Below are 24,927 nucleotides of genomic sequence, written 5' to 3' on the forward strand. Positions count from 1 at the left end.
TTCATTATTGACGAATTCCTGTTGGTTACACTAATAATATATTCTTGCATCTAATTTAGCATCAAGATGCCGTATGATTTGTCACCGCCACAACACTAAGAGAATGTCGAGCAAATGAATAACAAAAGCCGTTCCTACTTTTTCCGACTTGCTGCGGTGCTAGCCGTGATCATCGGGGTCGTTTTCTTTGCGTGGAAATATTTTAACACGCCTTCATCAGATGGTGGCTCTCAGCATTCCGAATCAAAACTTAATTCCGCTCAACCACCAGTACAAGTAGCAACGGCTGAAATCAAATCGATACCCCATTACTTAGGAGGATTAGGAACAGTTCTGGCGGCCAATACCGTCACGGTGACTAGCCAGGTGGAAGGTCAGTTAATCGCCCTGCATTTTAATGAAGGTCAATACGTCAAAAAAGGGGATTTACTGGCAGAAATCGATCCTCGTCCTTTCCAAGTCAAACTGGCAAGGGCACAGGGGCAATATGCCAAAGATCAAGCAACATTGGCTAACACTAAACAAGATTTGCTCCGTTTTCAGCAATTGGCGAGAAGTAAACTTATCTCTCAGCAAGAGCTGGATAAACAAATTTCTTTGGTTCGCCAGAGTGAAGCCGGCTTACAAGCCGATCAAGCAGATATCGATGAAGCCAAACTACAATTGGCATATAGCCGTATTACCGCACCGATTTCCGGTCGCGTCGGGTTAAAACGCATTGATATCGGCAACCACGTATCCAGTGGAGGAGCAACGCCAATCGTAGTCATTACACAAGTTGATCCTATTGATGTTGTCTTTTCCTTACCTGAAAACGATATTAGTGCTGTATTAAAGGCACAAAAAGATCACAAAAAAGTGGCTGTTATTGCGTGGGATCGCAACAATCAGCAGCAATTGGCACAAGGAAAACTCATCAGTATCGATAATCAGATTGATGTTACTACTGGCACGATCAAGATGAAGGCTCAATTCAATAATCAAGATAATGTGTTGTTCCCTAATCAATTCGTCAATATTCAGATGAAAATCAATACACTGAACAATGTCGTCGTGATCCCTACGGCTGGATTACAAATGGGAAATAGCGGTCATTTCGTCTGGAAAGTGGATAAAGAGAATAAAGTCAGTAAACATAAGGTTATTGCAGGCTTGCAAGATAACCAATTGGCGGTCATCAATAGTGGACTGTCAGCAGGCGAACGTGTCGTCACTGATGGTATTGATAACCTGACCGAAGGTGCCAAGGTCGAGGTTGTCAAACCCTTGACAATTGAAGCTCTTGATACGGATCAAAATAAGAAAAACTCAGAGCAATCAAACGGTAAGATGGAGAACTCTTGATGCAATCTGATTCTCCAATGACCGGCGGAGGACCATCCCGCCTGTTTATCCTGCGCCCTGTTGCCACGACACTGTTTATGATTGCAATCTTGCTGGCCGGGCTAATGGGTTACCGGATGTTACCAGTCTCTGCATTGCCACAAGTGGATTATCCCACTATTCAGGTGGTAACACTGTATCCTGGTGCCAATCCAGATGTGATGACATCCGCTGTCACTGCGCCACTGGAACGCCAGTTTGGTCAGATGTCCGGCTTAAAACAAATGTCATCCAGAAGTTCCGGTGGAGCTTCTGTTATCACGTTGGTATTTCAGCTCTCATTGCCCTTAGACGTGGCAGAGCAAGATGTACAGGCGGCGATCAATTCAGCCAGTAATCTATTGCCCGATGATCTACCTTATCCTCCCATTTACAGCAAAGTTAATCCGGCTGATCCACCTATATTGACGCTGGCCGTAACCTCTGATGCCCTGCCGATGAGCCAGGTACAAGATATGGTGGAAACACGCATATCCCAACGTATTTCTCAGGTCAGTGGTGTCGGTTTGGTGACGTTGGCAGGAGGGCAACGCCCCGCTGTACGCGTGAAATTGAATGCACAAGCACTGGCTGCCCAAGGATTAGACAGCGACGTTATCCGTTCTGCCATCATGAAAGCGAATGTGAATTCGGCAAAAGGCAGTTTTGACGGCCCCACTCGCTCTATTACCATATCCTCCAATGACCAGATGAAATCTATCGATGATTATCGCAATTTAATCGTGGCCTATAAAAATGATGCGCCGATCCGCTTGCGTGATGTCGCCACCATTGAACAGGGAGTGGAAAATAGCAAATTGGGCGCATGGGCGAATGAAAAACCTGCCATCGTCATCAATGTCCAGCGCCAACCTGGAGCCAATGTTATTGAAACTACAGATAATATTCGCATCATGTTGCCAGAATTGATCAAAAGCCTGCCCAAATCTGTCAATGTGGAAATGCTGACAGATCGTACTGTTTCAATTCGTCATTCAGTCAAAGATGTGCAATTTGAACTGTTGCTGGCTATTGCGCTGGTCGTCATGGTGATCTATCTGTTTTTGCGCAATGTAACGGCAACCTTGATCCCAAGTATCGCCGTACCGCTTTCACTGGTAGGCACATTTGCCGTGATGTATTTTTTCGGCTTCTCCGTCAATAACCTCACCTTAATGGCATTAACTATTGCAACCGGCTTCGTGGTGGACGACGCTATTGTGGTGATAGAAAATATTTCCCGTTACATTGAGCGAGGAGAAAAACCACTGGCAGCGGCGCTAAAAGGGGCAGGAGAAATCGGTTTTACGATTATCTCCCTGACTTTCTCATTGATCGCCGTCTTAATCCCTCTGCTATTTATGGGGGATATCGTTGGCCGGCTGTTCAGGGAGTTTGCTATTACCCTTGCTGTCGCTATTTTAATTTCTGCCGTTGTCTCATTGACGTTAACGCCGATGATGTGTGCAAGGATGTTGAAACCCGAAGCTAATATTAAACACAATCGCTTCGAGCAAGCGTGCGAACGCTTCTTTGAACGCATGATTGCCGTGTATGCTGTCTTCCTGAAACGGGTGTTGAACCATCCCTGGATGACACTTGGTGTTGCATTCGGTACGTTGGCTTTGACCGCCCTACTTTACATCATGATCCCCAAAGGATTCTTTCCCCTTCAGGACAATGGCCTGATTCAGGGCACACTGGAAGCACCACAATCTATCTCATTCAACGCAATGGCAGATAAGCAACGGCAAGTTACGACCCTGCTATTAAAAGATCCTGCTGTGGACAATGTCACCACCTTTATTGGTGTCGATGGTAGCAATCCAACATTGAATAATGCACGTCTTCAAATCACGTTGAAACCACTCAAGGAGCGTGACGACCGTATTGACGAGGTGATCCCACGCCTGCAAGCGCAAATTGCTAAAGTTCCCGACGTCAAGTTATACCTGCAACCCACCCAGGATTTGACCATTGATACCCAGTTATCGCGCACGCAATACCAATTTACGTTGCAAGCCACTTCGCTCGATGAACTCGCTGTCTGGGTTCCAAAATTGCAACATGCCCTAAAACAACGTTCAGAATTGGTGGATATCGGTAACAATTGGCAAAATCAGGGGTTAGTAGCCTACCTCAATGTGAATAGGGATATGGCTAGCCGTTTTGGGATCTCTATGGCCGCTGTAGATAATGCGTTGTATAACGCTTTTGGCCAACGCCTGATTTCAACTATTTACACTCAGTCAAATCAATATCGCGTTATCCTTGAGCAAGATACGAAAAATTCATCGGGGCTGGAAGCAATAAACAATCTTTATCTGACCAGTAATGATGGCAAAATGGTACCTCTCAATACCATTGCCACGGTTGAACAACGGTTAGGGAATTTGTCTATCGACCATCTGCAACAATTTCCTGCGGCCACTTTTTCATTCAACATAGCGAAAGGTTCATCCCTTGAACAAGCTGTCAATGCCGTCAAAGAGGCAGAACAAACCATCCAAATGCCGAAAGACATCATTACACAGTTTCAGGGAGCAACGTTGGCGTTCCAGGATGCGCTCAGTAATACCCTTTGGCTGATTTTGGCGGCCGTCGTCGCCATGTATATCGTACTCGGTATCTTGTACGAAAGTTTTATTCACCCTGTCACTATCTTGTCAACCTTGCCTACCGCGGGAGTTGGCGCATTGTTAGCTTTGATGGTTGGCGGGTACGAGCTGGATATTATCGCCATCATTGGCATCATTCTCTTAATTGGCATTGTGAAGAAAAACGCCATCATGATGATCGATTTTGCCCTGGCCGCAGAACGGGAAAAAGGGATGACCCCTTATGAAGCTATTTACCAAGCCTGTCTGTTACGTTTCAGGCCAATTTTGATGACGACAATGGCAGCACTGCTGGGCGCATTGCCACTGATGTTGAGCACCGGTATTGGTGCAGAGCTGCGCCGTCCGTTAGGCGTCAGTATGGTGGGAGGCCTGATCATGAGCCAAATCCTAACCTTGTTCACAACCCCTGTGATTTATCTGTTATTTGACCAGTTAGCACACTATGGCCGAAAGAATAAGAAAGATAATCAGGTAAAACTGGATAAATCCTCAGTTAATCATCAGGAGCCGTTGTGAAATTCTTCGCCCTATTTATCCAGCGGCCAGTTGCCACCACATTGCTGAGTTTAGCTATCACCCTATGTGGTGCACTCAGTTTTGTTCTGCTTCCTGTGTCGCCACTGCCACAAGTTGATTTTCCCGTGATAACGGTTCACGCTTCTATGCCTGGTGCATCACCAGAAACAATGGCATCCTCCGTGACAACACCACTGGAACGCGCATTAGGCAGGATAGCTGGGGTAAAAGAGATGTCTTCTGCCAGCTCATTGGGAAGTTCTTATATTTACCTGGAATTTGATCTCAACCGGGATATCAATGGCGCAGCACGAGATGTCCAGGCTGCCATCAATGCCGCTCAAAGTTTGTTGCCTTCAGGTATGCCAAAAAAACCGGGATATTATAAAGCTAATCTATCAGATGCCCCGATCATGATCTTAAGCCTCACCTCAGACAATTATAGTGAGGGTCAACTGTATGATCTTGCTTCTACCCGATTGGCGCAAAAGATTTCTCAGATAGAAGGAGTCAGCAAAGTCAGTGTCAGTGGTAGTTCGTTACCCGCTATACGTGTTGAACTAAACCCTAATGCGCTCTTCAACCAAGGTGTTTCTCTTAACGATGTCAGTAATGCCATCAATAATGCTAATGTCCGGCTGCCGACAGGCCATGTTGATACCAATAACCATATTTGGCAGCTACGCACCAATGATGAATTGAAAACACCTGACAGCTACCGTTCGATTATTGTCCATTATAATAACGGAGCACCTGTCAGGTTGCAGGATGTTGCAAATGTTAAGCACTCTGTCGAGGATATCCGCGCTGCAGGCATGTCTGGGAATAAGTCTGCAATTGTGCTTATTATCCGCCGCGAAGCGGGTGCAAATATCATCTCAACCGTGCAACGCATTCGTGATCAATTCCCTGCCCTGCAAGCCTCCTTGCCTGCCAATATTCAGCTCAACGTCGCTCAGGATCGCTCACCGACTATTCAGGCTTCCTTGCAAGAAGTAAAACGTGCACTAGCTATTGCCGTCGCCTTGGTGATTCTGGTTGTGTTCCTGTTTTTACGTTCTCCCCGAGCCACCTTGATTCCAGCAATTGCCGTTCCGGTGTCGCTCATTGGTACTTTTACCGCCATGTATTTATGTGGTTTCAGCCTCAATAATCTTTCGTTGATGGCATTAACCATTGCCACCGGATTTGTTGTCGATGATGCCATTGTGGTATTGGAGAATATTTCCCGTCATTTGAATGCGGGCTTAACCCCCATGCAGGCTGCCCTCAAGGGAACCAGAGAAGTTGGTTTCACTGTGCTGGCTATGAGCTTGTCACTTGTTGCGGTATTTATTCCCCTTGTATTGATCGATGAATTACTTGGCCGATTATTCCGGGATTTTGCTGTTACCCTGGCAACTGCCATTGGGATTTCTCTGTTAGTTTCACTGACCTTAACCCCGATGATGTGTGCACATCTGCTCAAATCTACACCTAAAAATGTCCAGAAGCAGACACGGGGATTTGGTAAGGTTTTATTGAGAATTCAACAAGGCTATGCCCGCTCATTGAAATGGATACTCAATCATACTCGCTGGGTATTGTTGGCATTGGTTGGCATTATCGCTTTGAATATCTGGCTCTATATCAGCATTCCAAAAACGTTTTTCCCGCAACAAGATACCGGAAAAATGTTAGGGTTTGTGGTTGCTGACCAAAGCATTTCATTTCAAGCCATGCGGGAAAAAATGAAACGCTTTATGCAGGTTGTCGATGATGATCCAACCGTGGATAATGTCGTAGGTTTCACCGGTGGTGACAGCCTCAATACGGGCTTTATGTTTGTTTCACTAAAGCCATTAAAAGAGCGTAGTGAAAGTATCCAACAAGTTATCACCCGCTTAAGAAGCAAACTGACCAATGAAGCGGGAGCACGCCTATATTTAGTTCCTGTTCAGGATCTAAGAAGCGGAGGACGAGGCGGCAAATCGACTTACCAGTTTAATTTACTGTCAGATGATTTTGACGCATTGCGCAAATGGAGTCCTATCGTCAAGAAAGCATTGGAAAAATTGCCTCAATTGGTGGATGTCAACGGCGATGAAGATGAAGAAGCTAAAGGCGCCGAAATAGCGATTACCTATGATCGTGACGTAATGGCCCGTTTAGGCATCAATGTTGCTGAGGCAAATAATCTGCTCAACAATGCCTTTGGGCAGAGGCAAGTTTCCACGATTTATTCCCCTTTGAATCAATATAAAGTGGTCATGGAAGTGGCACCGCAATATAACCAAGATCCCAGTGCATTAGAGAAAATGTTTGTCATTAATAGCAAAGGAGAACGCATTCCTCTTTCCTACTTTGCCCAATGGCGTCCTGCCAATGCACCATTGGATGTTTATCACCAGGAACTTTCGGCTTCTTCCACCATTGCCTTTGATGTGGCGCCAGGCTATACGCTGTCTGATGCAATCAGTGCAATAGAAAGAACGATAACAGAACTGGGCGTTCCTTCAGCAGTACGTAGCTCTTTTGCCGGCACAGCACAGGACTTTCAACAAAGTGAACGTTCGCAATTATTGGTGATCCTGGCTGCTATAGTCACTGTTTATCTGGTGCTCGGTGTACTCTATGAGAGTTATCTTCATCCTCTGACAATCCTTTCTACCCTGCCTTCTGCGGGTATAGGTGCTTTGTTGGCTTTGGAACTGTTCAATACACCATTCAGCCTAATCGCCATGATTGGGATTATGTTATTGGTTGGTATTGTCAAGAAAAATGCCATTATCATGGTGGATTTTGCCCTTGAAGCTCAACGAAATGGCAAACTCAGCACCCAAGAAGCCATTTTTCAGGCCTGTTTATTGCGATTCCGCCCGATTATGATGACAACGCTTTCTGCCCTGTTTGGTGCTTTACCTTTGGTATTGAGCAATGGGGATGGTGCAGAATTACGTTTCCCGCTGGGGATCACGATTGTTGGTGGCCTGGTGGTAAGCCAGCTTCTCACGTTGTATACCACTCCGGTTGTGTATCTGTTTTTTGACCGATTACGTGAAAAACGGCGCCTTCGCAAAACAATGTCCTCTCAGATAGTTGACCCAAAATAGCTGAGCCAGAATGAAATTCAGGATAAAAATGGGTATCAGCAGCAAACTTTTTCTGGCCATTTTTGCCACTTGTATGCTGGTATTGATCACAATGCACTGGGGCATTTACCTCAGCTTTCAGCACGGTTTTATGGGCTATATCAAACAAAATAGCCAAAATCGGGCGAATATGCTGGCACAAGCATTGACAGAACAATACCAGCAACATGGCAACTGGCATTTTCTGATCCAAAATGATCGCGCGATATTCCAAATTATCCGCACGATTGAACAGAGTGATAATCCCTATCAAAAAATCAAACATCATGGTTGGCGTCCCCAATTTTGGGTTGTGGATACTCATATGAATCGTTTGGTTGGGCATTCTAATGACATTCCAACGGAAAGTTATCGTGAGCCGGTCATCTATAAAAATAATATTGTTGGTTGGGTAATTGTCAGTGCATCAGACAAAATTACCCGTCAGGCTGATATTAGCTTTGCCCACCAGCAGCAATTCACCAGTTGGACTATTGTCGGTTTTTCCACTTTATTGGCACTGATCGCCACTTTTTTTCTTTCCCGTGGCCTCTTAAGACCGGTTAAGCGACTAGTGGAAGGGACACATAAACTTGCAGCAGGCGATTTCAGTGTCCGTGTTATTCCATCCAGTAAAGATGAAATCGGTAAATTGGCAATGGATTTTAACCAACTTGCCAGCACTCTGGAAAAAAATGAACAGATGCGCCGTGATTATATGGCCGATATCTCCCATGAGCTGCGTACTCCACTTTCTGTTCTGCGTGGTGAACTGGAGGCTTTACAAGATGGTGTACGGAAACCAACACCGGAAACTCTCTATTCCTTGCTTGTGGAAGTAACAACCCTAACAAAGCTGGTAGACGATCTGCATTTATTATCTCTTTCTGATCGTGGTTCACTAGCCTATAGAAAAGAGCCTGTTAATGTCAGTGAATTACTGCAAATCTCTGTAGCGAATTATCGTGGCCGTTTTGCGGATAAACAAATCACTTTAGAATTGAATTTAAAAGAAAACGTAACACTGATTGCTGATCCAAATCGGCTAACACAGTTATTTCATAATTTGCTGGAAAATAGCCTGCGTTACACCAATGAGCATGGAAAGGTAATCATTTGTGGATATTCAAATCAGCAAAAATGGATATTGGATATGCAGGACAGTGCTCCCGGATTGACTGCTGAACAATGCCAGTATATTTTTGAACGTTTTTATCGTTGCGAATCCTCCCGTAACCGCGCAAGCGGAGGTTCAGGACTTGGACTGGCGATTTGCTATAACATTGTTGAAGCCCATGATGGAATAATTCGCGTGGAAAGCTCATCTTTAGGTGGTATTAAAATTCACGTAGAATTACCGCTGATTAAATCGTCTGAACTTGAAACACAATGAGTACACACCTTACACAATATACTGTCCTCATCGTTGAAGATGAACCAAAGTTGGGGCAACTGCTGGTTGATTATTTACAATCCGCAGATTACCAGACCCAATGGCTCAAGCGTGGTGATGAAGTCATCGCTCATGTACAAAAATACCATCCTCATATTATCTTGCTTGATCTTATGTTGCCCGGTCTTGATGGATTGTCGATCTGTCGGGAGCTACGTAAATTTTCAAATATCCCGATTGTGATGATGACCGCAAAAACGGAAGAAATTGACCGTCTGCTCGGCCTGGAAATCGGGGCTGACGATTATATCTGCAAGCCTTATAGCCCACGGGAATTAGTAGCCAGAGTAAAAACAATCTTGCGCCGTTGCTACCGTCCGAAAGATATCATCAGTGAGCAAGGTGCACTCGCTATTGATGAAAACCATTTTCAGGCGCGTTACTTTGAACAAGTACTTGAATTAACGCCCGTTGAATTCCGTTTGCTCAAAATTATGTCCAGCCAACCAGGGCGTGTGTTTTCCCGTGATCAACTATTGAATAACCTTTATAACGATCATCGCATCGTGAATGACCGTACTATTGATAGCCACATTAAAAATTTACGTAGAAAACTAGAGCAACTGGACGGAGACAAATCTTTTATCCGTTCCATTTATGGATTGGGTTATCGCTGGGAAGCGGAAATCTGTCGTTTGATGTGAAGCTCAATTAAGCCGTGCAGTTTACATGATGTTGCTGATGTTCACATTCCACGGTAACAGATCGTGCAGGGGATCACCTGATTGACATTTGGGGCGTTCCGTAAAAAGGTAGAAATGATTATCAAATCGATGAGTGGGACGAGTGCGCCAGACTTATAGAAAACAGTATTATTACAAGTTAGCACTACTGTCTGCATTAATAGAAAAATATCAGAAAGCCGTCAACCAAATCGCCTGCTTTTCTCCTGTAGCCTAGCGCCATATCCAATTATCAGGAAACTATGTTTTTGGAAATCAAGGCGGTTTATTGAATCTGTATCGTATGCTGGAACATGTTGAGCCACTGGTCAATTCTGAAGCTGAAGAAGTTGGGGGAGTGAACTTTTCGAGGGAATCTGCGTCCCCCCAATTACCCTTACGTTGAGAATTTTATCGAATTAACATCTTGTAGTATTGAGTATAAACTTTTGCGCAGCCATTCTAATACTCTCTTATGATTATCATTACTAGGATCTTTTATTTTTATATAATATGCACTAGTAGCCTGCACTGCCTTACCTGATAGCATAACTAATGCATTGTTTTTAACATCTTTACTAACCTCAACTATAGAACGTGACTGCTCCTCGCCCTGTCGAGGGTTTACGGCGGATTTTGCTAAATTAATAGCCATAGCAGAGATGCCTCTCATATATACACGGTTTTGATTTTTTTATGTAGTATAACGGATTCCATTCCAATTTCGTTGTTCCTCTACGACTCTTTTGGAATGGAACCCGTGTAGAGAATAGTTGGACGTATTAGTCTGTTTTTACCTGCTTGCTCGATAATATGAGCGCTCCATCCCACGATGCGTCCAAGACAAAAAGTGGGAGTATATAGACCACTTTCCAATCCAGACACACGCAATGCAGCGGCTGCCCAAAACTCTAGATTCGTATATAAATCGCGTCCAGGTTTTTCCTCCTTTAATATTTTCACAATAATAGGTTCTACTTCTAATCCTAACTGAAGCAGGGGATCAAATTTTTTATATTTCTCACATATAGACCGTAATGCAGCGCCCCGTGGGTCATATATTTTATAAACACGGTGACCAAATCCCATTATCCGTTCACCATGTGCTAACTTTTGCTTAATAATAAATTCGGCATTCTCAATACATCCTATTTCATCGAGCAAGGTATCGACTTTAGAAGGTGCTCCACCATGAAGAGGTCCAATCAATGCACTGACTGCTGCTACAATAGAAGAGGTTAAGTCTGCTTCTGTAGAAGTAACTACACGGGCTGTAAAGGTAGATGCATTGATTGAATGGTCCATTGAAAGTATCAAATATGTTTCCAGTAACTTAATTTTTTCAGGTAATGGTCTTTCTCCTAAGAGCATATAAAGGTAATTTTCAACATGACCAAGAGACATATCAGGCTCCCTGAATTGCCTCCCTTTTCTTTTGTTGAATAAATATGCAATTATCACTGGAACTGCGGCAATCAATTTTATAGCTTCCTCCAGCTCGGGTGGATAACTGTGATCTTCCACTGGCATAGCTGATAATATGGTTCTTAAGGCAGCCATATAGCTAGCTTTTTCAGGGATGAGATCCATTATTTGATAAGCCCATTTTGGTAAATTACGGGCTTCTGACATTTTTTTAGAAAATACAATTAATTCTTCTGGTTCAGGAAATTTACCTAGCAATAGTAAATATGCCACTTCTTCGAATGAATATTTACTCGCGATGTCTTCAACTCGATACCCTCGGTATATCAATGTTCCATTAAGACCGTCAATAAAGGTGATTTTCGAAGTCCCTATTGCTACACCTTCCAAACCTTCATTTATTTTGTTCATGTTGTATTTCCTAGTTAAAATAAATTGAAATAGCATTCAGTTGTTTTTTAAAAGAATATTTAATCTATAACCTTAATGAATATTATCCACATGTGCATTAGTATAGATTAAACTAAAAAATCTCGTTCTATACCAATCCAACTTCAAATTGCAGCTTGCAAGTCAATGTGATTGTTTATATCTCCCCGCTACGCGGGGAGATATAAGACGCATCTTGAAAGGCGATTGGTATATAATAGAATCAATTAAATCAATGCATTAATCTTCATTTGTTAATGAATAAAACAAAGATAAAAATTTAAAATAAAAGAAGATTATTTTTCTTTCAAGATTTAAATCGTAATTTAATATATATCTATTGTAAATTATTATTTTTGTTTTGCAAAAGAATGTATAACACTCATTAATTGTTATGTATATCTTAACTTTAATAATGTTTTTCCTTTCGTCTGGAAGAAAGCGTAAACGCTTTATGAACATAATCGACACAAGATTGTGATTAAGTTTAAAAAACAAAGGTGTCTCGCTATCAAAATAATCTATATGTCATTCATTTTTTTAATTTAAGCAATCATGCTCTCACCCTACTCCTTTCATTTAGCCAATAATAATTAGTTAATTAAGAAGATCTGGAATAAATAAATAGTGATTTAATCCAAGAAAGCTATCGGGTTTTCGCAACTAAGAACAATTTACCATTACTTAGAGAGTCTATGAATCAATTCCATTCCTTCCTTGGATTTGCATCATCAGAACAAAGGCAAAAAGACCCCTAGTGCCTGACACTCTTTTTTTGGATTCACCGGCAGGCGGTAGTTCCACAATCTTGTGCAGGCTATCAACTAGGAAAAGTTGTCAGTTAATGATGGCCACCCAGTGTTGCTGTTTTTCAGTGAATGTCATGGTGGTTTGTCTCCTTAATAAAAAAACACTAAAAATCTTAATCCGTCGCATCAAGCAAACCTGAAATGACAGCTAATAACAGTGCCAGAGAGGCTAATAACCCTCCTGCCAGAGTAAGGGAAGTATAGCCATAATGAGAGGCGATAATTACACCCCCCAACCATGCACCAACTGCATTGCCCAGATTAAAGAATCCAATATTGACAGAGGAGACAAGATTAGGTGCACCAGCCTCTTGAGCTTTATCCATCACCAGACGCTGGATTGGCGATACGGTAGCAAAACCTAATGCCGCCATTAAAAATAGGCTCAAACAAGCAATGAATTGATTGTTACCATAAAGCCAGAAAATAAATAAAATTAAGGATTGTAGTCCTAATGTCCAATACAACAATGGCATCATTGCTTTATCTGCAAGTTTTCCACCCACAATATTGCCAAAGAAAAATCCCAACCCTAAAACCAGCAAAAGCCATGTTATTGAACTTTCAGAGAATCCTGCAATATTGATCATTAATGGTGCAATATAGGTAATCGTTGTAAAAAATGCGGCTGGGCCTAAGACAGTGATCCCCATAGCCAAAAGAACATGGATATTGGTGAAAGCCAGCAATTCCTTTTTAATACTGATAGGCGCTTTCTGATCGAACTTAGGTAATAATTTCAAAATCCCAACTAATGCGATAATACCAATAACGGTAATTATTACAAAAGTCACGCGCCAGGAAATCGCTTTTCCTATCCATGTTCCAAGCGGTATTCCAACTAAATTCGCCAGTGTCATTCCACTAAACATAAAGGCGATCGCGGTGGTTTTTTTATTTTCTGGCACGAGTTCAGCAGCAATAATCGCACCAATTCCCATAAAAGCGCCGTGGGTTAAGGAGGCTACAATTCGGCCAATAATTGCCAGATAAAATATCGGGGAAAAGGCGGTCAGTGCATTTCCGATAATAAATAATATCATTAACATGGAAAGCATCTTTTTCCTTTCTATGCGCCGCCCTAATATGATTAACACAGGCGCGCCAACAAATACACCAAGCGCATAACTGGTTACCATATACCCCGCAGTTGGTATTGAAATACTAAATTCAGTTGCGATTTCAGGAAGTAAACCAGCGACAATGAATTCGGTTGTAGCGATCCCAAATGTCGCTATGGCTAGAGCCAAAATAGCTACTGGCATGGAGAACTCCTAATAATAGGCTGAATTTGATTACAACAATGTGTCGTTATCTCCGAGAGAGATTGTAATATATTCGTGTAACCGCCAATTGGGAAGTAGTTCGACCAAGACAAAATAGTCATCCTGCCCTATAAAATAGTGGGGCAAGGAATAATTTTTTCTCATCAAACCCTTGACTGTACAAAATTCAGGCTAAACTTAAGCTAATAATTACCCAATCAGGAGAATTTCTTATGGCTACTGGGCATTATGATCTTAAGAAAGCAAAGAACGGGCAATTTTATTTCAATCTGGTCGCGGCAAATGGTGACATTATTCTGAGCAGTGAAATGTATACCACCAAAGCTGCCGCTAATAAAGGCATTCACTCTGTGCAAGTTAATTCTCCCGATAAGGCTCGCCATGAAGTGAAAAAGAACAAATCGGGCAAACCTTATTTTGTCCTGAAAGCCCGAAACCATCAAGTTATTGCTATTAGTGAAATTCACACTAATGAAGCAAGCATAAAGAAATGTGTGCAATCTGTCATAAAAATTGGACCAACAGAAAGCATTCGTGACCTGACCAAACAAAATTAACAGATACAATGATGACCCGCGCCGTATCCGCGGCGCGCTTTCTGCTTTCTTTATATTCCCATAATATATTTGTGCTAACGACAAAATAAGCGTTAAAATCCCCCCCTTTAAACCTTACCCTTAGTAATGATAATGCATGGGTAAGGGCTGACTTGAACTCAGATCGAGAACGTTAAGAAACTATGTTTACTCCAGAATTACTTTCTCCTGCCGGCTCTTTGAAAAACATGCGTTACGCATTCGCTTATGGCGCAGATGCCATTTATGCCGGACAGCCTCGCTATAGCTTGCGTGTCCGTAATAATGAATTTAATCATGAAACGTTGGCGCAAGGTATTAAGGAGGCACACGAATTAGGTAAGCGTTTTTATGTCGTTGTCAATATCGCACCCCATAACGCAAAACTGAAAACTTTTATTCGTGACTTAAAACCCGTCGTAGAAATGGGGCCTGATGCTTTGATTATGTCTGATCCGGGCTTAATTATGATGGTGCGCGAGACATTTCCTGAAATAGACATTCATCTTTCGGTTCAAGCCAACGCCGTCAACTGGGCTACGGTCAAATTCTGGAAACAAATGGGATTGACGCGAGTCATTCTTTCCCGTGAACTTTCGCTGGAAGAAATTGCTGAAATCCGTCAGCAAGTGCCTGATATGGAGCTTGAAGTTTTCGTGCATGGCGCACTTTGTATGGCTTATTCTGGTCGTTGCCTGTTATCAGGCTATATCAACAAGCGCGATCCTAATCAAGGAACCTGCACCAACGCCTGTCGCTGGGAATACAACGTGCAGGAAGGCAAGGAAGATAGTGTTGGTAATATTGTCCATATGCACGATCCTATTCCGGTTAAAAACATTGAACCAACACTCGGCCAAGGTGCACCAACAGATAAAGTCTTCATGGTGGAAGAAGCCAAGCGCCCTGGCGAATATATGTCAGCGTTTGAGGATGAGCATGGTACTTATATCATGAACTCCAAAGACTTACGCGCTATTGAACATGTGGAAAAATTAACCAATATGGGGGTTCACTCACTGAAAATCGAAGGTCGTACCAAATCTTTCTATTATTGTGCCCGCACCGCCCAAGTATATCGCCGTGCCATAGATGATGCCGTGGCAGGAAAACCCTTCGATCCAACATTGATGACCACATTAGAAGGTTTGGCACACCGTGGTTATACAGAAGGCTTCCTACGCCGTCATACCCATGATGCTTACCAAACTTACGAATACGGTTATTCCGTATCAAACACTCAACAATTTGTTGGTGAATTTACTGGCAATCGAGTCAATGGATTAGCAGAAGTTGCCGTGAAAAATAAATTTCTTGTCGGGGATCATCTGGAACTCATGACGCCATCGGGTAATATTAACTTCACGTTAGAGTCTATGATAAATAAGAAAGGCCAGGCCATAGAAATTGCGCCAGGTGATGGTCATCTCGTTTATCTTCCTATTCCTGAAGAAATTAATCTAGATTATGCTCTACTTGTGCGAAACTTAAAAAGCGGCAATACCAGAACACCACATCCACAAGAATGACAAGTAGAATAATTCAAAATAGGATTTTGAAGAAATTGATCTTTATTTTTAGAAATAGATCACATCAATACTAATTTATTTCTCGTATTATTGACTATGAAAAATAAAGAACTAAAAAAGTTTTATTGAAGACTAGGAACCACCTCCTTGGCTAGCTCAATCTCCCTTGGGCTGGCCTTTTCTTTTACATAAAAAACCAATAAATTCAAAGAATTAATAAAATCCCTTATCTTAAAAATAATCAAATTCATGCATCCAAATTAAAATTGGACATTTATTAACCTTCCCCCATTAAAGTAGTATTTAAAATAATCAAAAAAACAATCTTTTGATAAATATCATCAGAATTTGCTCAGCTTAATGAAGGAAATTTGGAAAAAAATAAACCAAATTATCCAATTTCTAAATAACTTCAATATTTATCACTACACTGGATAAGTATTATTTCGCTTTATTGTTATGCGAAACGGTTAAATTTTAATAAAATTTGTATTAACTGAAGCGATCCACTGCTGCTTCCTTTTCTACTTGCCTTGTGATCAGTTCAAATATAAACAACAATTCGTGGCGCCTTTTGCAAACTGGAGTTAATCATGACTAATATCGTTAATTTGTTAGGAAAAGACGCAGAGAGTTTATTAGAACATCAATGTAATACCATTCCACGTGAAAATCTCTATCTTCCAGGTACAGATTTCGTTGATAGAGTAATGCTCGAAAATAACCGCCCCAATACTGTTCTTCGTTCCATGCAAACCTTACTAAATCATGGGCGTCTAGCGGGTACTGGTTATCTCTCAATTTTGCCAGTAGATCAGGGAGTTGAACATTCTGCCAGCGCTTCCTTCGCTACCAACCCTCTCTACTTTGATCCCCAAAATATTGTTGAACTAGCGATTGAGGCAGGTTGTAACTGTGTTGCTTCAACTTATGGTGTTTTAGCATCTGTCTCTCGCCGTTATGCCCATAAGATCCCGTTTCTGGTTAAACTCAATCATAACGAGACATTGACCTATCCCGCCCAATATGATCAAACTTTGTATGCTAGTGTCGAACAGGCATTCAATATGGGTGCAGTTGCGGTAGGCGCAACAATCTATTATGGCTCTCCCGAATCACGCCGCCAAATAGAAGAAATTTCAGCCGCTTTTGAACGGGCACACGAACTCGGCATGGTTACTGTGTTATGGGCTTATCTGCGCAACTCCGCTTTCAAGAAAGATGGGGTTGATTACCACACCAGCGCCGATTTAACCGGCCAAGCGAATCATCTGGCAGCAACTATCGGTGCCGATATCGTTAAACAAAAAATGGCTGAAACCAATGGTGGCTATACTGCTATTGGGTTCGGGCATACAGATAAACGCGTTTATAGTAATTTGACTACTGAACATCCGATAGATCTCGTTCGTTATCAAATTGCTAACTGTTATATGGGACGTGCTGGGTTAATCAATTCGGGTGGCGCTTCTGGAAACAATGACTTAACTGATTCTGTCCGCACTGCTGTCATTAATAAACGTGCTGGAGGGATGGGATTAATCCTTGGTCGCAAAGCATTCAAGAAATCAATGAAAGAGGGTGTTGAGTTAATCCACTCCGTACAAGATGTTTATCTCGATAAGAAAATTACCATCGCCTAATCAGTTAGGTTCACTATTTTCAAGATGGGGACCTTTGCATCCCCATTATTCAAGGATTCACCACCATTGATGAAAATGGTGAACTGGCCCAATGCCATGGCCAACTTGCAAACTATCTGCCTGTATCAACGCATTTTGTAAATATTTTTTGGCAATCGGCAACGTACTTTGCCAATCAGAATAACGTGGACGCAATGCAGCGAGTGCCGCAGATAAGGTACAACCAGTCCCATGAGTGTGCCGTGTATTTACTCTGGGAGCGGTAAAACGCCACTCTCCTTCCGAAGTAAAAAGCCAATCTGGACTTTCCTTATTATCCAAATGTCCACCTTTCAATAAAACCGCCTGACACCCCATTGAACGCAATGCTCTCCCCTGCTGTAACATTTTTTCTTCGGTATCAGCAAGATCACATTTCAATATGGCTGCCGCTTCCGGCAGATTGGGCGTGATTAAAGAGACATTCGGCAGTAATTGCTCTACCATTGCGCTAATAGCCTCCAGTGATAGCAAGGGATCTCCGCTTTTCGCTACCATAACAGTATCCAATACAATGTAGGGAATAGGATAACGTTGCAACGACTTTGCTATTACAGTGATATTGGCTGCATTCGATAACATACCAATTTTAGCGCTATCTATCCTAACATCTGAAAGCACTGATTCTAACTGAGCGGCAATAAAGGGGGGATCAAGCTCATACACTGATTGTACACCCAATGTATTTTGTGCAACCAAAGCAGTAACAACTGTCGTACCATAAGCGCCGAGCGCAGAAAAGGTTTTCAAATCGGCCTGAATACCAGCACCACCGCTAGGATCGGTTCCTGCTATAGCCAGTGAGTTAATTCTCATGATAGTGATTCCTACCACCAGCTAAAGAAAGCGGTATCGGAATAAGAGATACCATGACTTCCCTACGCTGGCATTATCCAGATCAGGTAATACGGGTACTTCTCAGTTCAACAAAGAACGCCCCGAGTCAAAATAAAAATCACTCTATTAGTACTCTAATAGAGTGATATTTGCAATAGATTATCGTCAGATATTAAAACTAAACTAACGATAAGTATATTTAGCCAGTAATCAGATACCCGCTAAATTAAATTTGTTACTATAAAGTTGTGACGTTTGCAGCAGCAGGACCTTTAGGACCATCCTGAATTTCAAACTCAACTTTTTGGCCTTCAGACAGTGTTTTAAATCCATCTTTCATAATTGCAGAAAAATGTACAAATACATCTTTGCTACCATCAGTTGGAGTAATAAAACCAAAACCTTTAGACTCGTTGAACCACTTCACAGTACCAGTGATTTTTGCCATTTCAAAAATTTCCTTTGAATCACTTTATTAGCCTATTGGCATAAAAATAAACAAACCAGTATTAGTTTCTGTCATTTATTAACAGAACGGTACTTCGTTTACCCATGTGTTTTATCACATACTCTTTATATAATCGCAAGCCATTTTTTTCAGCTGCTGGAGCCAACGCACATATTTAAAATTATTAAACTTTATTCCGATTTGAAATTACTCAATAACTTTTAAGTCACATAACCATATAAATCAATGTAAAAAGAAAAATTTACCAAAAGAAATTTTTTTAATAAAACTAAAACATAATACTGTTTTCCATATCTATTATGGTGTATACCAGAGAATGATCATTATGCAAAATTCATTTTAGATAACTATAAAAATTATGGCTAATTTCACTTATTATTTTTGAACATACAATATGGGTTTTTACCTATAACCAGCTTACTTTTTGTTTATCATTTGTTAAATATTATTCAATTATAATAGTTGTAGAATGTTTTACCATTCATCCATATTTTTATACGATCAATTTATTTTATAAATCACATTTTGCTGAATTCTGCTGAATTAGTTAGAGCTTAAAATGAAATTACATTGCCAAAAAGGAGTATAAATACTCTTATTCCTGAATTATGGTAAAACACAGAAATAATATTTTATTAAAAATGGAATCTACCAGATAATGATGTTTAGTGACATAAAATAACGGTATATATTATTTAGCTGGCTATACTAGTTTTTGATGTAGTTAGCACTAAAAAATAATCAGCCGGGCATAATACCCGGCTGAAAGAATATGGCATGAATTGACAACTGATCTACTTATCTCTTAGCTTTTTTCTTTGAGCGAACAATCAAATAACCAACCCATAAGACACCAATCCAAAACGGCATCAAGATGACCGAAATACGAATTGGTGGCATCATTAGAATAATGATGAGTATGAATGCCAGGAATGCTAAACACAGGTAGTTCCCAAATGGATACCAAAATGCCTGAAATTTCGTCTTAACTCCTTCTTTATTTTTGGCTGAACGGAATTTCAAATGAGCACAACAAATCATAATCCAGTTAATAACCAAGGTTGTGACTACTAATGCCATTAGCAGTTCAAATGCCTTGCCGGGCATAATATAGTTAATCAATACACCAATTGATGTTGCCAGTGCTGATAAGGCAATAGACAAAACAGGTACATTGCGTTTGTTGACTTTGGTGAGTGCATGAGGCGCATTACCTTGTTTAGCCAAACCATACAACATCCGGCTATTACAATACACACCACTGTTATAAACAGATAACGCCGCTGTTACTACCACCACATTCAGCACATTCGCTACCCAGAAGTTATCTAGATCATGAAAAATCAAAACAAATGGACTACCGCCTTCTACTACTTTCTCCCACGGATACAACGATAACAGGATAGCCAATGAACCGATATAGAACAGCAAAATGCGATAAACAACCTGATTAGTGGCTTTTGGGATATTTTTTTCAGGATTTTCTGCTTCTGCTGCAGTAATGCCTACCATTTCCAGGCCACCAAATGAAAACATGATCACAGCCAACGCCATAATCAAGCCAGAAATCCCATTTGGCATAAAGCCGCCCTGCTGCCACAAGTTGGTGATACTTGCCTGTGGGCCACCATTACCGCTAATCAGTAAATAACTCCCAAAGATAATCATCCCGACGATGGCACTGACTTTAATGATAGAGAACCAAAATTCGGTTTCACCATATAACCGAACATTAATTAAATTAACGAGATTAATCAGTACAAAAAATATCGCGGCAGAAACCCAGGTTGGAATTTCCGGCCACCAATATTGGATATACATACCAACAGCCGTTAATTCTGCCATTCCAACCAATATAAACATTGCCCAGTAATTCCAGCCTGATAAAAAACCGGCAAAATTTCCCCAATATTTATAAGCAAAGTGGCTAAATGACCCCGCGACTGGCTCTTCAACAACCATTTCACCCAGTTGGCGCATAATTAAAAATGCGATAAACCCGCCGAGTGCATACCCAAGGAGCACTGAAGGTCCTGCCATTTTAATGGTTTGGGCAATACCTAAAAATAACCCCGTTCCTACTGCACCGCCGAGGGCAATAAGCTGAATATGCCTGTTCTTTAAACCACGCTTAAGCGTAGATTGTTGTTCTTGTTGTTCTGCCATCTAATCCTCTTTTTACGATGCTTAGAACTCGTCTCATTAGAAGTTGTTTTATTTGTTGTTTTGAACCTTTGTACTTGAATAGAGTCAGAAACTCTCCTGCTCTTCTCAAATCGCGCACAATCTACCGAGTTCAAATTTTCTCAACATAATCCCTTCAACATATTATATGTGATTGAGTTATGTACTAATTTAACGCAATATTGAGTTTGTTAATTCGTATCAAGTGGATATTAAAACACCATTTACAAAGAATGAATACTGCAGATGCATATTAACACACATGCGGGCAGAATAATGGGGGGTTGAATATCAAAAAGGTAAGTATCGGGTGATGGAACAAACTCCTAATTCGAACACATCATTACCTTGCTCACAATGTACGTCCAACGCTAACAAATACAAAAACAGACATATCAATATCAAGCACAGAGCTAAAAGGATTTTTTTAGTATTCAATGAGATCACCTTAGAATTATTTCGTTGTAGTCAACTTTATACTAAAATATTATAGTAAGTTATCATATGATAGAGTGATGACAGTATATTAAAATTTTTTATCTAATCATGTTTCTCCTAATTAATAATGGATTTTGTCATCTTGAAAAGAAGTTGTGTATACTGCCCCCAACTCAACCTTCAACCAATTTAAAATTGTAATGGCACAAGATAACCACTTAGCACTCGTATGCGCACTGAGTAAATGGATAGAAAACCATCTTGGCCGTGTCATTCATCTTGAAGAGCTTGCTGCTTATTCTGGCTATTCACTTTGGCACATGCAGAAAATATTCAAGGAAGTTACCGGCATATCTCTTGGAAAGTACATCCGTCAACGACGCTTGGCTGGCGCTGTTTACCTGTTGAAAAATAGTTCCTTGCCTATTTTCGATATTGCCCTGGATTTTGGCTTTGGTTCTCAATCCCATTTCACGTATATGTTCCGTAAAGAGTATGGCATTACACCTTATGATTTTCGCCAACGTACAGATATTGAACTTGAAGTTAAACGTCCACTACATCTAGCCTACAACTGCGAATCATAAAACCTGGTATCGTTAGCGGCCATTCACTATGGCCGCCATACCTCAACGTATTTATATCCACTTTTCTTTCCGAAAAATATCACTCTGTTTCTATATATTAAGCATAAATCGTTATTGGTATTTTTCGATCAATGCCAAGGCTATCGCTTCTGTTTCTGCATCGGCAATGCCACTAACGTCTGACGGGCGGAAATGCATCTGAAATGCTTGAATAGTTTTATAAGTGACACTATCCAAAACTCCCGTTTGAGGGATATTGTAACCATAAAGGGCCAGCGCTTTCTGAACTGATATCACTGACGTAGGAATACCCGGTGCCCTACCCGCCAAATATTTATTCACGGTTGCACGATCGGGCCAAGCACCAATCCCCTGTTCATAAAGCTCATGCCACGGAAAAACAGATCCAGGATCTTCTTTTCTCAGTGGTGCGATATCACTATGACCCACAACATTCACAGCCTGGATTTTATACCTGTGAACAATATCTTTTGCCAATCTGATGACTGCATCAATCTGTAATGGATGGTATGGACACCATTCTTTTTTGATAAACTCTTGTTTGAATCCGCAATTAACAATTTCAATACCAATAGAATGACGGTTTAAGCTTTGGTATCCATTCCACTCACTCTTTCCCGCATGCCATGCCCTTTCTTTTTCGGAAACCACTTGAAAAATAATCGGCTTTTTATCCTTATACCTTGGTTGCGAAGGAATAAGGTAATGAGTACTAACACGACCTCCCGTTAATTCCCGTAAAGATCTTTCATCATCTAACGCAGTATAGTGAAGGACAAGAAATCTAATTGAGTCAATATCTTGCTTGGTCGAATAAGGATAGGAATAGTCAACAATATAACCATTTCTACTTTCTTGCTGAGGGGAATAAGAACAACCAATCAACAACGTGATAAAGATGCATATTATTAATCGTTTTATCATGATCGGTCAGCTATTCTATAGAAAAAGATAACATTATGATGATTATATATTAGATTGAAACAAAAAAGATGTGGTGTTCCTATCTGCTGTTTTTAAAAACAAATAAAAGCCAGCTATTCGCGGAACGAACGAATAGCTGGCTAATAAAGTTACTTGTTACGAGCCATCTTTTGTTACTGATATCCTAAAGACATTTCAGTATTAGCAATTACTCTTCCCGCTGTTATGCGGTGCATCATTATCCCAAATACCTTTTTCAACTTGCTGCTGGATCTCTGGGTAGCTATTAATATTGAATGTCGGTAATTTGCCTGATTTTCTCTGCTGGTTATAATCTTTCGCCAGTTTCATTGCGATGCCTGACAACATCAATATAGCAATCAAGTTAACAATAGCCATACACGCCATTGATAGGTTAGCCATATTCCAAACCAGAGGTACATCTGCCAATGTACCAAACATCACCATACCCAACGCAGCCAACCGCAGAATAAACAAGCCAGCAGTGTGGTTACGCTCCAGGAATATCATATTGCTTTCAGCATAAGCGTAATTGGCAATAATCGACGTAAAGGCAAAGAAGAAAATAGCAATCGCAACGAACATCGTTCCCCAATGTCCAACAGCGGATGACAATGCTCGCTGAGTCAATTCAATCCCACTGATCGCAGTAACGTTCTCGTTAAGAACACCAGAAGAGAGGATGATCATGGCCGTTGCACTACAGATAACGATGGTATCCATAAATACCCCCAACATCTGCACATAACCCTGGGAGGCAGGATGAGGTGGATATGGAGACGCCGATGCTGCCGCATTTGGTGCAGAACCCATCCCCGCTTCATTTGAGAATAATCCGCGTTGCACCCCCTGAAGCATTGCCTGGGAGATACCATAACCTAATGTTCCCGCTATCGCTTCCTGAATGCCAAAGGCACTCTTGATAACCAGTGCAAATACCGCTGGGATACGCTCAATATTGTGGCCAACAACCCAAATTGCCAGGATAAAATAAGCAATCGCCATAAATGGGACAACGATCTCCGCTACGCGGGCGATAGAACGCAACCCACCGAAGATAATGATGCCACTGATAATGACTAATAGGATACCGACGTAAACTGGCTTGATATTAAAGGCAAAGGCAGCCGCTTCCGCAATTGAGTTTGCCTGAACGGCATTAAATACAAGACCAAACGCGATAATAAGGAAGAATGAAAACAGAATTCCCATCCATCGCTTCTTCAGCCCTTTTTCCATGTAGTAAGCCGGGCCACCGCGATAATTTCCTTGATCGTCTTTCGTCTTGTACAACTGGGCAAGCGTGCTTTCCACAAAGGCAGTCGCCATACCAATAAATGCCACTATCCACATCCAGAAAATAGCCCCTGGTCCACCGGCAGTAATTGCAATAGCAACCCCGGCTAAGTTGCCGGTTCCAACACGAGCGGCAAGACTGGTACATAAGGCCTGAAAAGATGAAATGCCAGAATTATCCGACTTATTACTATTTTTCAGCACTGAAAACATGTGGCCAAAGTGGCGAAGTTGTATAAAACCAGAACGCAGTGTGAAGTAAAGACCAACCCCAAGGAGAAGGTATATCAGTACATAGTCCCAAAGAATGTTGTTAATGAAGTTAATCAGATCCGTCAAGATATTTTCCCCTTACTAATTAGCAAACATTAGCTGACCATAGTGCCGTATTCGGCGAAATTTTATTGTGCTTAATTCCTTTTATAATTAACAAGTAACATGATTCTGTATACGAAAAACACAGAGGTACAAGCCATTAAAGCGGAAAGAATGTAACACAATATTTATTTCAATGGGTAACTTTTAATGAAATTTTTACATTTACTTTAGCGATATTGAACATTTGTCTTGATATCCATAAACGCATCATTTCTTATTTCAAGCCACTCAATTACATTTTTAGCGTAAAAAATACGCAATAATTTTCTTCCCATACATAAGCAAGAAACATAAATAAATTAACAATTGGACT

18 protein-coding genes and 1 riboswitch are annotated in these 24,927 nt (G+C 41.2%); of the genes, 9 read left to right on the forward strand and 9 right to left on the reverse strand.

The genetic code is table 11. From position 1 onward, the window contains the following. Nucleotides 1–114: 114 nt before the first annotated feature. Genes WDV74_RS10045 through baeR form a run of 5 tightly spaced genes read left to right on the forward strand, consistent with a single transcriptional unit; the run spans nucleotide 115 to nucleotide 9,706 of the window. Nucleotides 115–1,344: an MdtA/MuxA family multidrug efflux RND transporter periplasmic adaptor subunit gene (locus WDV74_RS10045; RefSeq protein WP_338882615.1), complete on the forward strand. Its 1,230-nt coding sequence runs from the start codon at nucleotides 115–117 to the stop codon at nucleotides 1,342–1,344. After that, a complete protein-coding gene (locus tag WDV74_RS10050) occupies nucleotides 1,344–4,499 on the forward strand; it encodes an MdtB/MuxB family multidrug efflux RND transporter permease subunit (RefSeq protein WP_338882616.1) in 3,156 nt (1,051 codons plus the stop codon). The genes WDV74_RS10045 and WDV74_RS10050 overlap by 1 nt, the downstream gene beginning before the upstream one ends. Beyond that, entirely contained in the window at nucleotides 4,496–7,591 is a 3,096-nt protein-coding gene (gene mdtC / locus WDV74_RS10055) for a multidrug efflux RND transporter permease subunit MdtC (protein WP_338882617.1), read from the forward strand. Before WDV74_RS10050 ends, mdtC begins: the two co-directional genes overlap by 4 nt. A gap of 22 nt (nucleotides 7,592–7,613) precedes the next feature. Continuing rightward, on the forward strand, nucleotides 7,614–9,002 hold the full coding sequence (gene baeS / locus WDV74_RS10060; protein ID WP_338885578.1) for a two-component system sensor histidine kinase BaeS: 1,389 nt from the start codon (nucleotides 7,614–7,616) through the stop codon (nucleotides 9,000–9,002). Then, the gene (gene baeR, locus WDV74_RS10065; protein ID WP_338882619.1) at nucleotides 8,999–9,706 is read left to right on the forward strand and encodes a two-component system response regulator BaeR; all 708 of its coding nucleotides are present in this window, start codon (nucleotides 8,999–9,001) and stop codon (nucleotides 9,704–9,706) included. Before baeS ends, baeR begins: the two co-directional genes overlap by 4 nt. Before the next feature lie 415 nt (nucleotides 9,707–10,121). On the opposite strand, the gene WDV74_RS10070 is transcribed toward baeR, so the two are convergent. The 3 genes from WDV74_RS10070 to WDV74_RS10080 all read right to left on the reverse strand — a co-directional run bounded on the left by WDV74_RS10070 (nucleotide 10,122) and on the right by WDV74_RS10080 (nucleotide 13,652). Next, nucleotides 10,122–10,379 carry a hypothetical protein gene (locus WDV74_RS10070; RefSeq protein WP_338882620.1) on the reverse strand — a complete coding sequence of 86 codons (258 nt, stop codon included), beginning with the start codon at nucleotides 10,377–10,379 and terminating at the stop codon, nucleotides 10,122–10,124. 80 nt (nucleotides 10,380–10,459) lie between these two features. Further along, on the reverse strand, nucleotides 10,460–11,560 hold the full coding sequence (locus tag WDV74_RS10075) for a citrate/2-methylcitrate synthase (protein ID WP_338882621.1): 1,101 nt from the start codon (nucleotides 11,558–11,560) through the stop codon (nucleotides 10,460–10,462). A 940-nt stretch (nucleotides 11,561–12,500) separates the two neighbouring features. Then, entirely contained in the window at nucleotides 12,501–13,652 is a 1,152-nt protein-coding gene (locus WDV74_RS10080) for an MFS transporter (protein WP_338882623.1), read from the reverse strand. A gap of 233 nt (nucleotides 13,653–13,885) precedes the next feature. Here WDV74_RS10080 and WDV74_RS10085 point away from each other — a divergent pair, with 233 nt between their 5' ends. The 3 genes from WDV74_RS10085 to fbaB all read left to right on the forward strand — a co-directional run bounded on the left by WDV74_RS10085 (nucleotide 13,886) and on the right by fbaB (nucleotide 17,420). Beyond that, nucleotides 13,886–14,230 (forward strand): YegP family protein, encoded by a 345-nt coding sequence (locus WDV74_RS10085; protein ID WP_338882625.1) that lies wholly within the window; start codon nucleotides 13,886–13,888, stop codon nucleotides 14,228–14,230. A 182-nt stretch (nucleotides 14,231–14,412) separates the two neighbouring features. Next, entirely contained in the window at nucleotides 14,413–15,777 is a 1,365-nt protein-coding gene (yegQ, locus tag WDV74_RS10090; RefSeq protein WP_338882627.1) for a tRNA 5-hydroxyuridine modification protein YegQ, read from the forward strand. Nucleotides 15,778–16,370: 593 nt separating this feature from the next. Then, nucleotides 16,371–17,420, forward strand: a complete 1,050-nt coding sequence (gene fbaB / locus WDV74_RS10095; RefSeq protein WP_338882628.1) for a class I fructose-bisphosphate aldolase — start codon at nucleotides 16,371–16,373, stop codon at nucleotides 17,418–17,420. A gap of 57 nt (nucleotides 17,421–17,477) precedes the next feature. On the opposite strand, the gene thiD is transcribed toward fbaB, so the two are convergent. From thiD to WDV74_RS10115, 4 genes are all read right to left on the reverse strand, one after another. After that, a complete protein-coding gene (gene thiD, locus WDV74_RS10100; protein WP_338885579.1) occupies nucleotides 17,478–18,278 on the reverse strand; it encodes a bifunctional hydroxymethylpyrimidine kinase/phosphomethylpyrimidine kinase in 801 nt (266 codons plus the stop codon). Between the two features lie 39 nt (nucleotides 18,279–18,317). Continuing rightward, nucleotides 18,318–18,410: riboswitch (TPP riboswitch) on the reverse strand. A 124-nt stretch (nucleotides 18,411–18,534) separates the two neighbouring features. Further along, nucleotides 18,535–18,744: a cold shock-like protein CspC gene (gene cspC, locus WDV74_RS10105; RefSeq protein WP_338882630.1), complete on the reverse strand. Its 210-nt coding sequence runs from the start codon at nucleotides 18,742–18,744 to the stop codon at nucleotides 18,535–18,537. 819 nt (nucleotides 18,745–19,563) lie between these two features. After that, nucleotides 19,564–20,931 carry an amino acid permease gene (locus tag WDV74_RS10110; protein ID WP_338882632.1) on the reverse strand — a complete coding sequence of 456 codons (1,368 nt, stop codon included), beginning with the start codon at nucleotides 20,929–20,931 and terminating at the stop codon, nucleotides 19,564–19,566. 309 nt (nucleotides 20,932–21,240) lie between these two features. Then, the gene (locus WDV74_RS10115; RefSeq protein ID WP_338805008.1) at nucleotides 21,241–21,396 is read right to left on the reverse strand and encodes a PhoP/PhoQ regulator MgrB; all 156 of its coding nucleotides are present in this window, start codon (nucleotides 21,394–21,396) and stop codon (nucleotides 21,241–21,243) included. A gap of 191 nt (nucleotides 21,397–21,587) precedes the next feature. Here WDV74_RS10115 and WDV74_RS10120 point away from each other — a divergent pair, with 191 nt between their 5' ends. Next, complete coding sequence (locus tag WDV74_RS10120) at nucleotides 21,588–21,974, forward strand: helix-turn-helix domain-containing protein (RefSeq protein ID WP_338882633.1); 387 nt, start codon at nucleotides 21,588–21,590, stop codon at nucleotides 21,972–21,974. Nucleotides 21,975–22,085: 111 nt separating this feature from the next. Here WDV74_RS10120 and WDV74_RS10125 read toward each other — a convergent pair whose 3' ends face one another. Continuing rightward, a complete protein-coding gene (locus WDV74_RS10125) occupies nucleotides 22,086–22,916 on the reverse strand; it encodes an N-acetylmuramoyl-L-alanine amidase (protein ID WP_338885580.1) in 831 nt (276 codons plus the stop codon). A gap of 204 nt (nucleotides 22,917–23,120) precedes the next feature. Further along, complete coding sequence (locus WDV74_RS10130; RefSeq protein WP_338882634.1) at nucleotides 23,121–24,575, reverse strand: sodium:alanine symporter family protein; 1,455 nt, start codon at nucleotides 24,573–24,575, stop codon at nucleotides 23,121–23,123. Nucleotides 24,576–24,927 lie beyond the last annotated feature (352 nt).

The sequence above is a fragment of the Xenorhabdus sp. TH1 genome (assembly GCF_037260955.1).
GTDB lineage: Bacteria > Pseudomonadota > Gammaproteobacteria > Enterobacterales > Enterobacteriaceae > Xenorhabdus > Xenorhabdus griffiniae.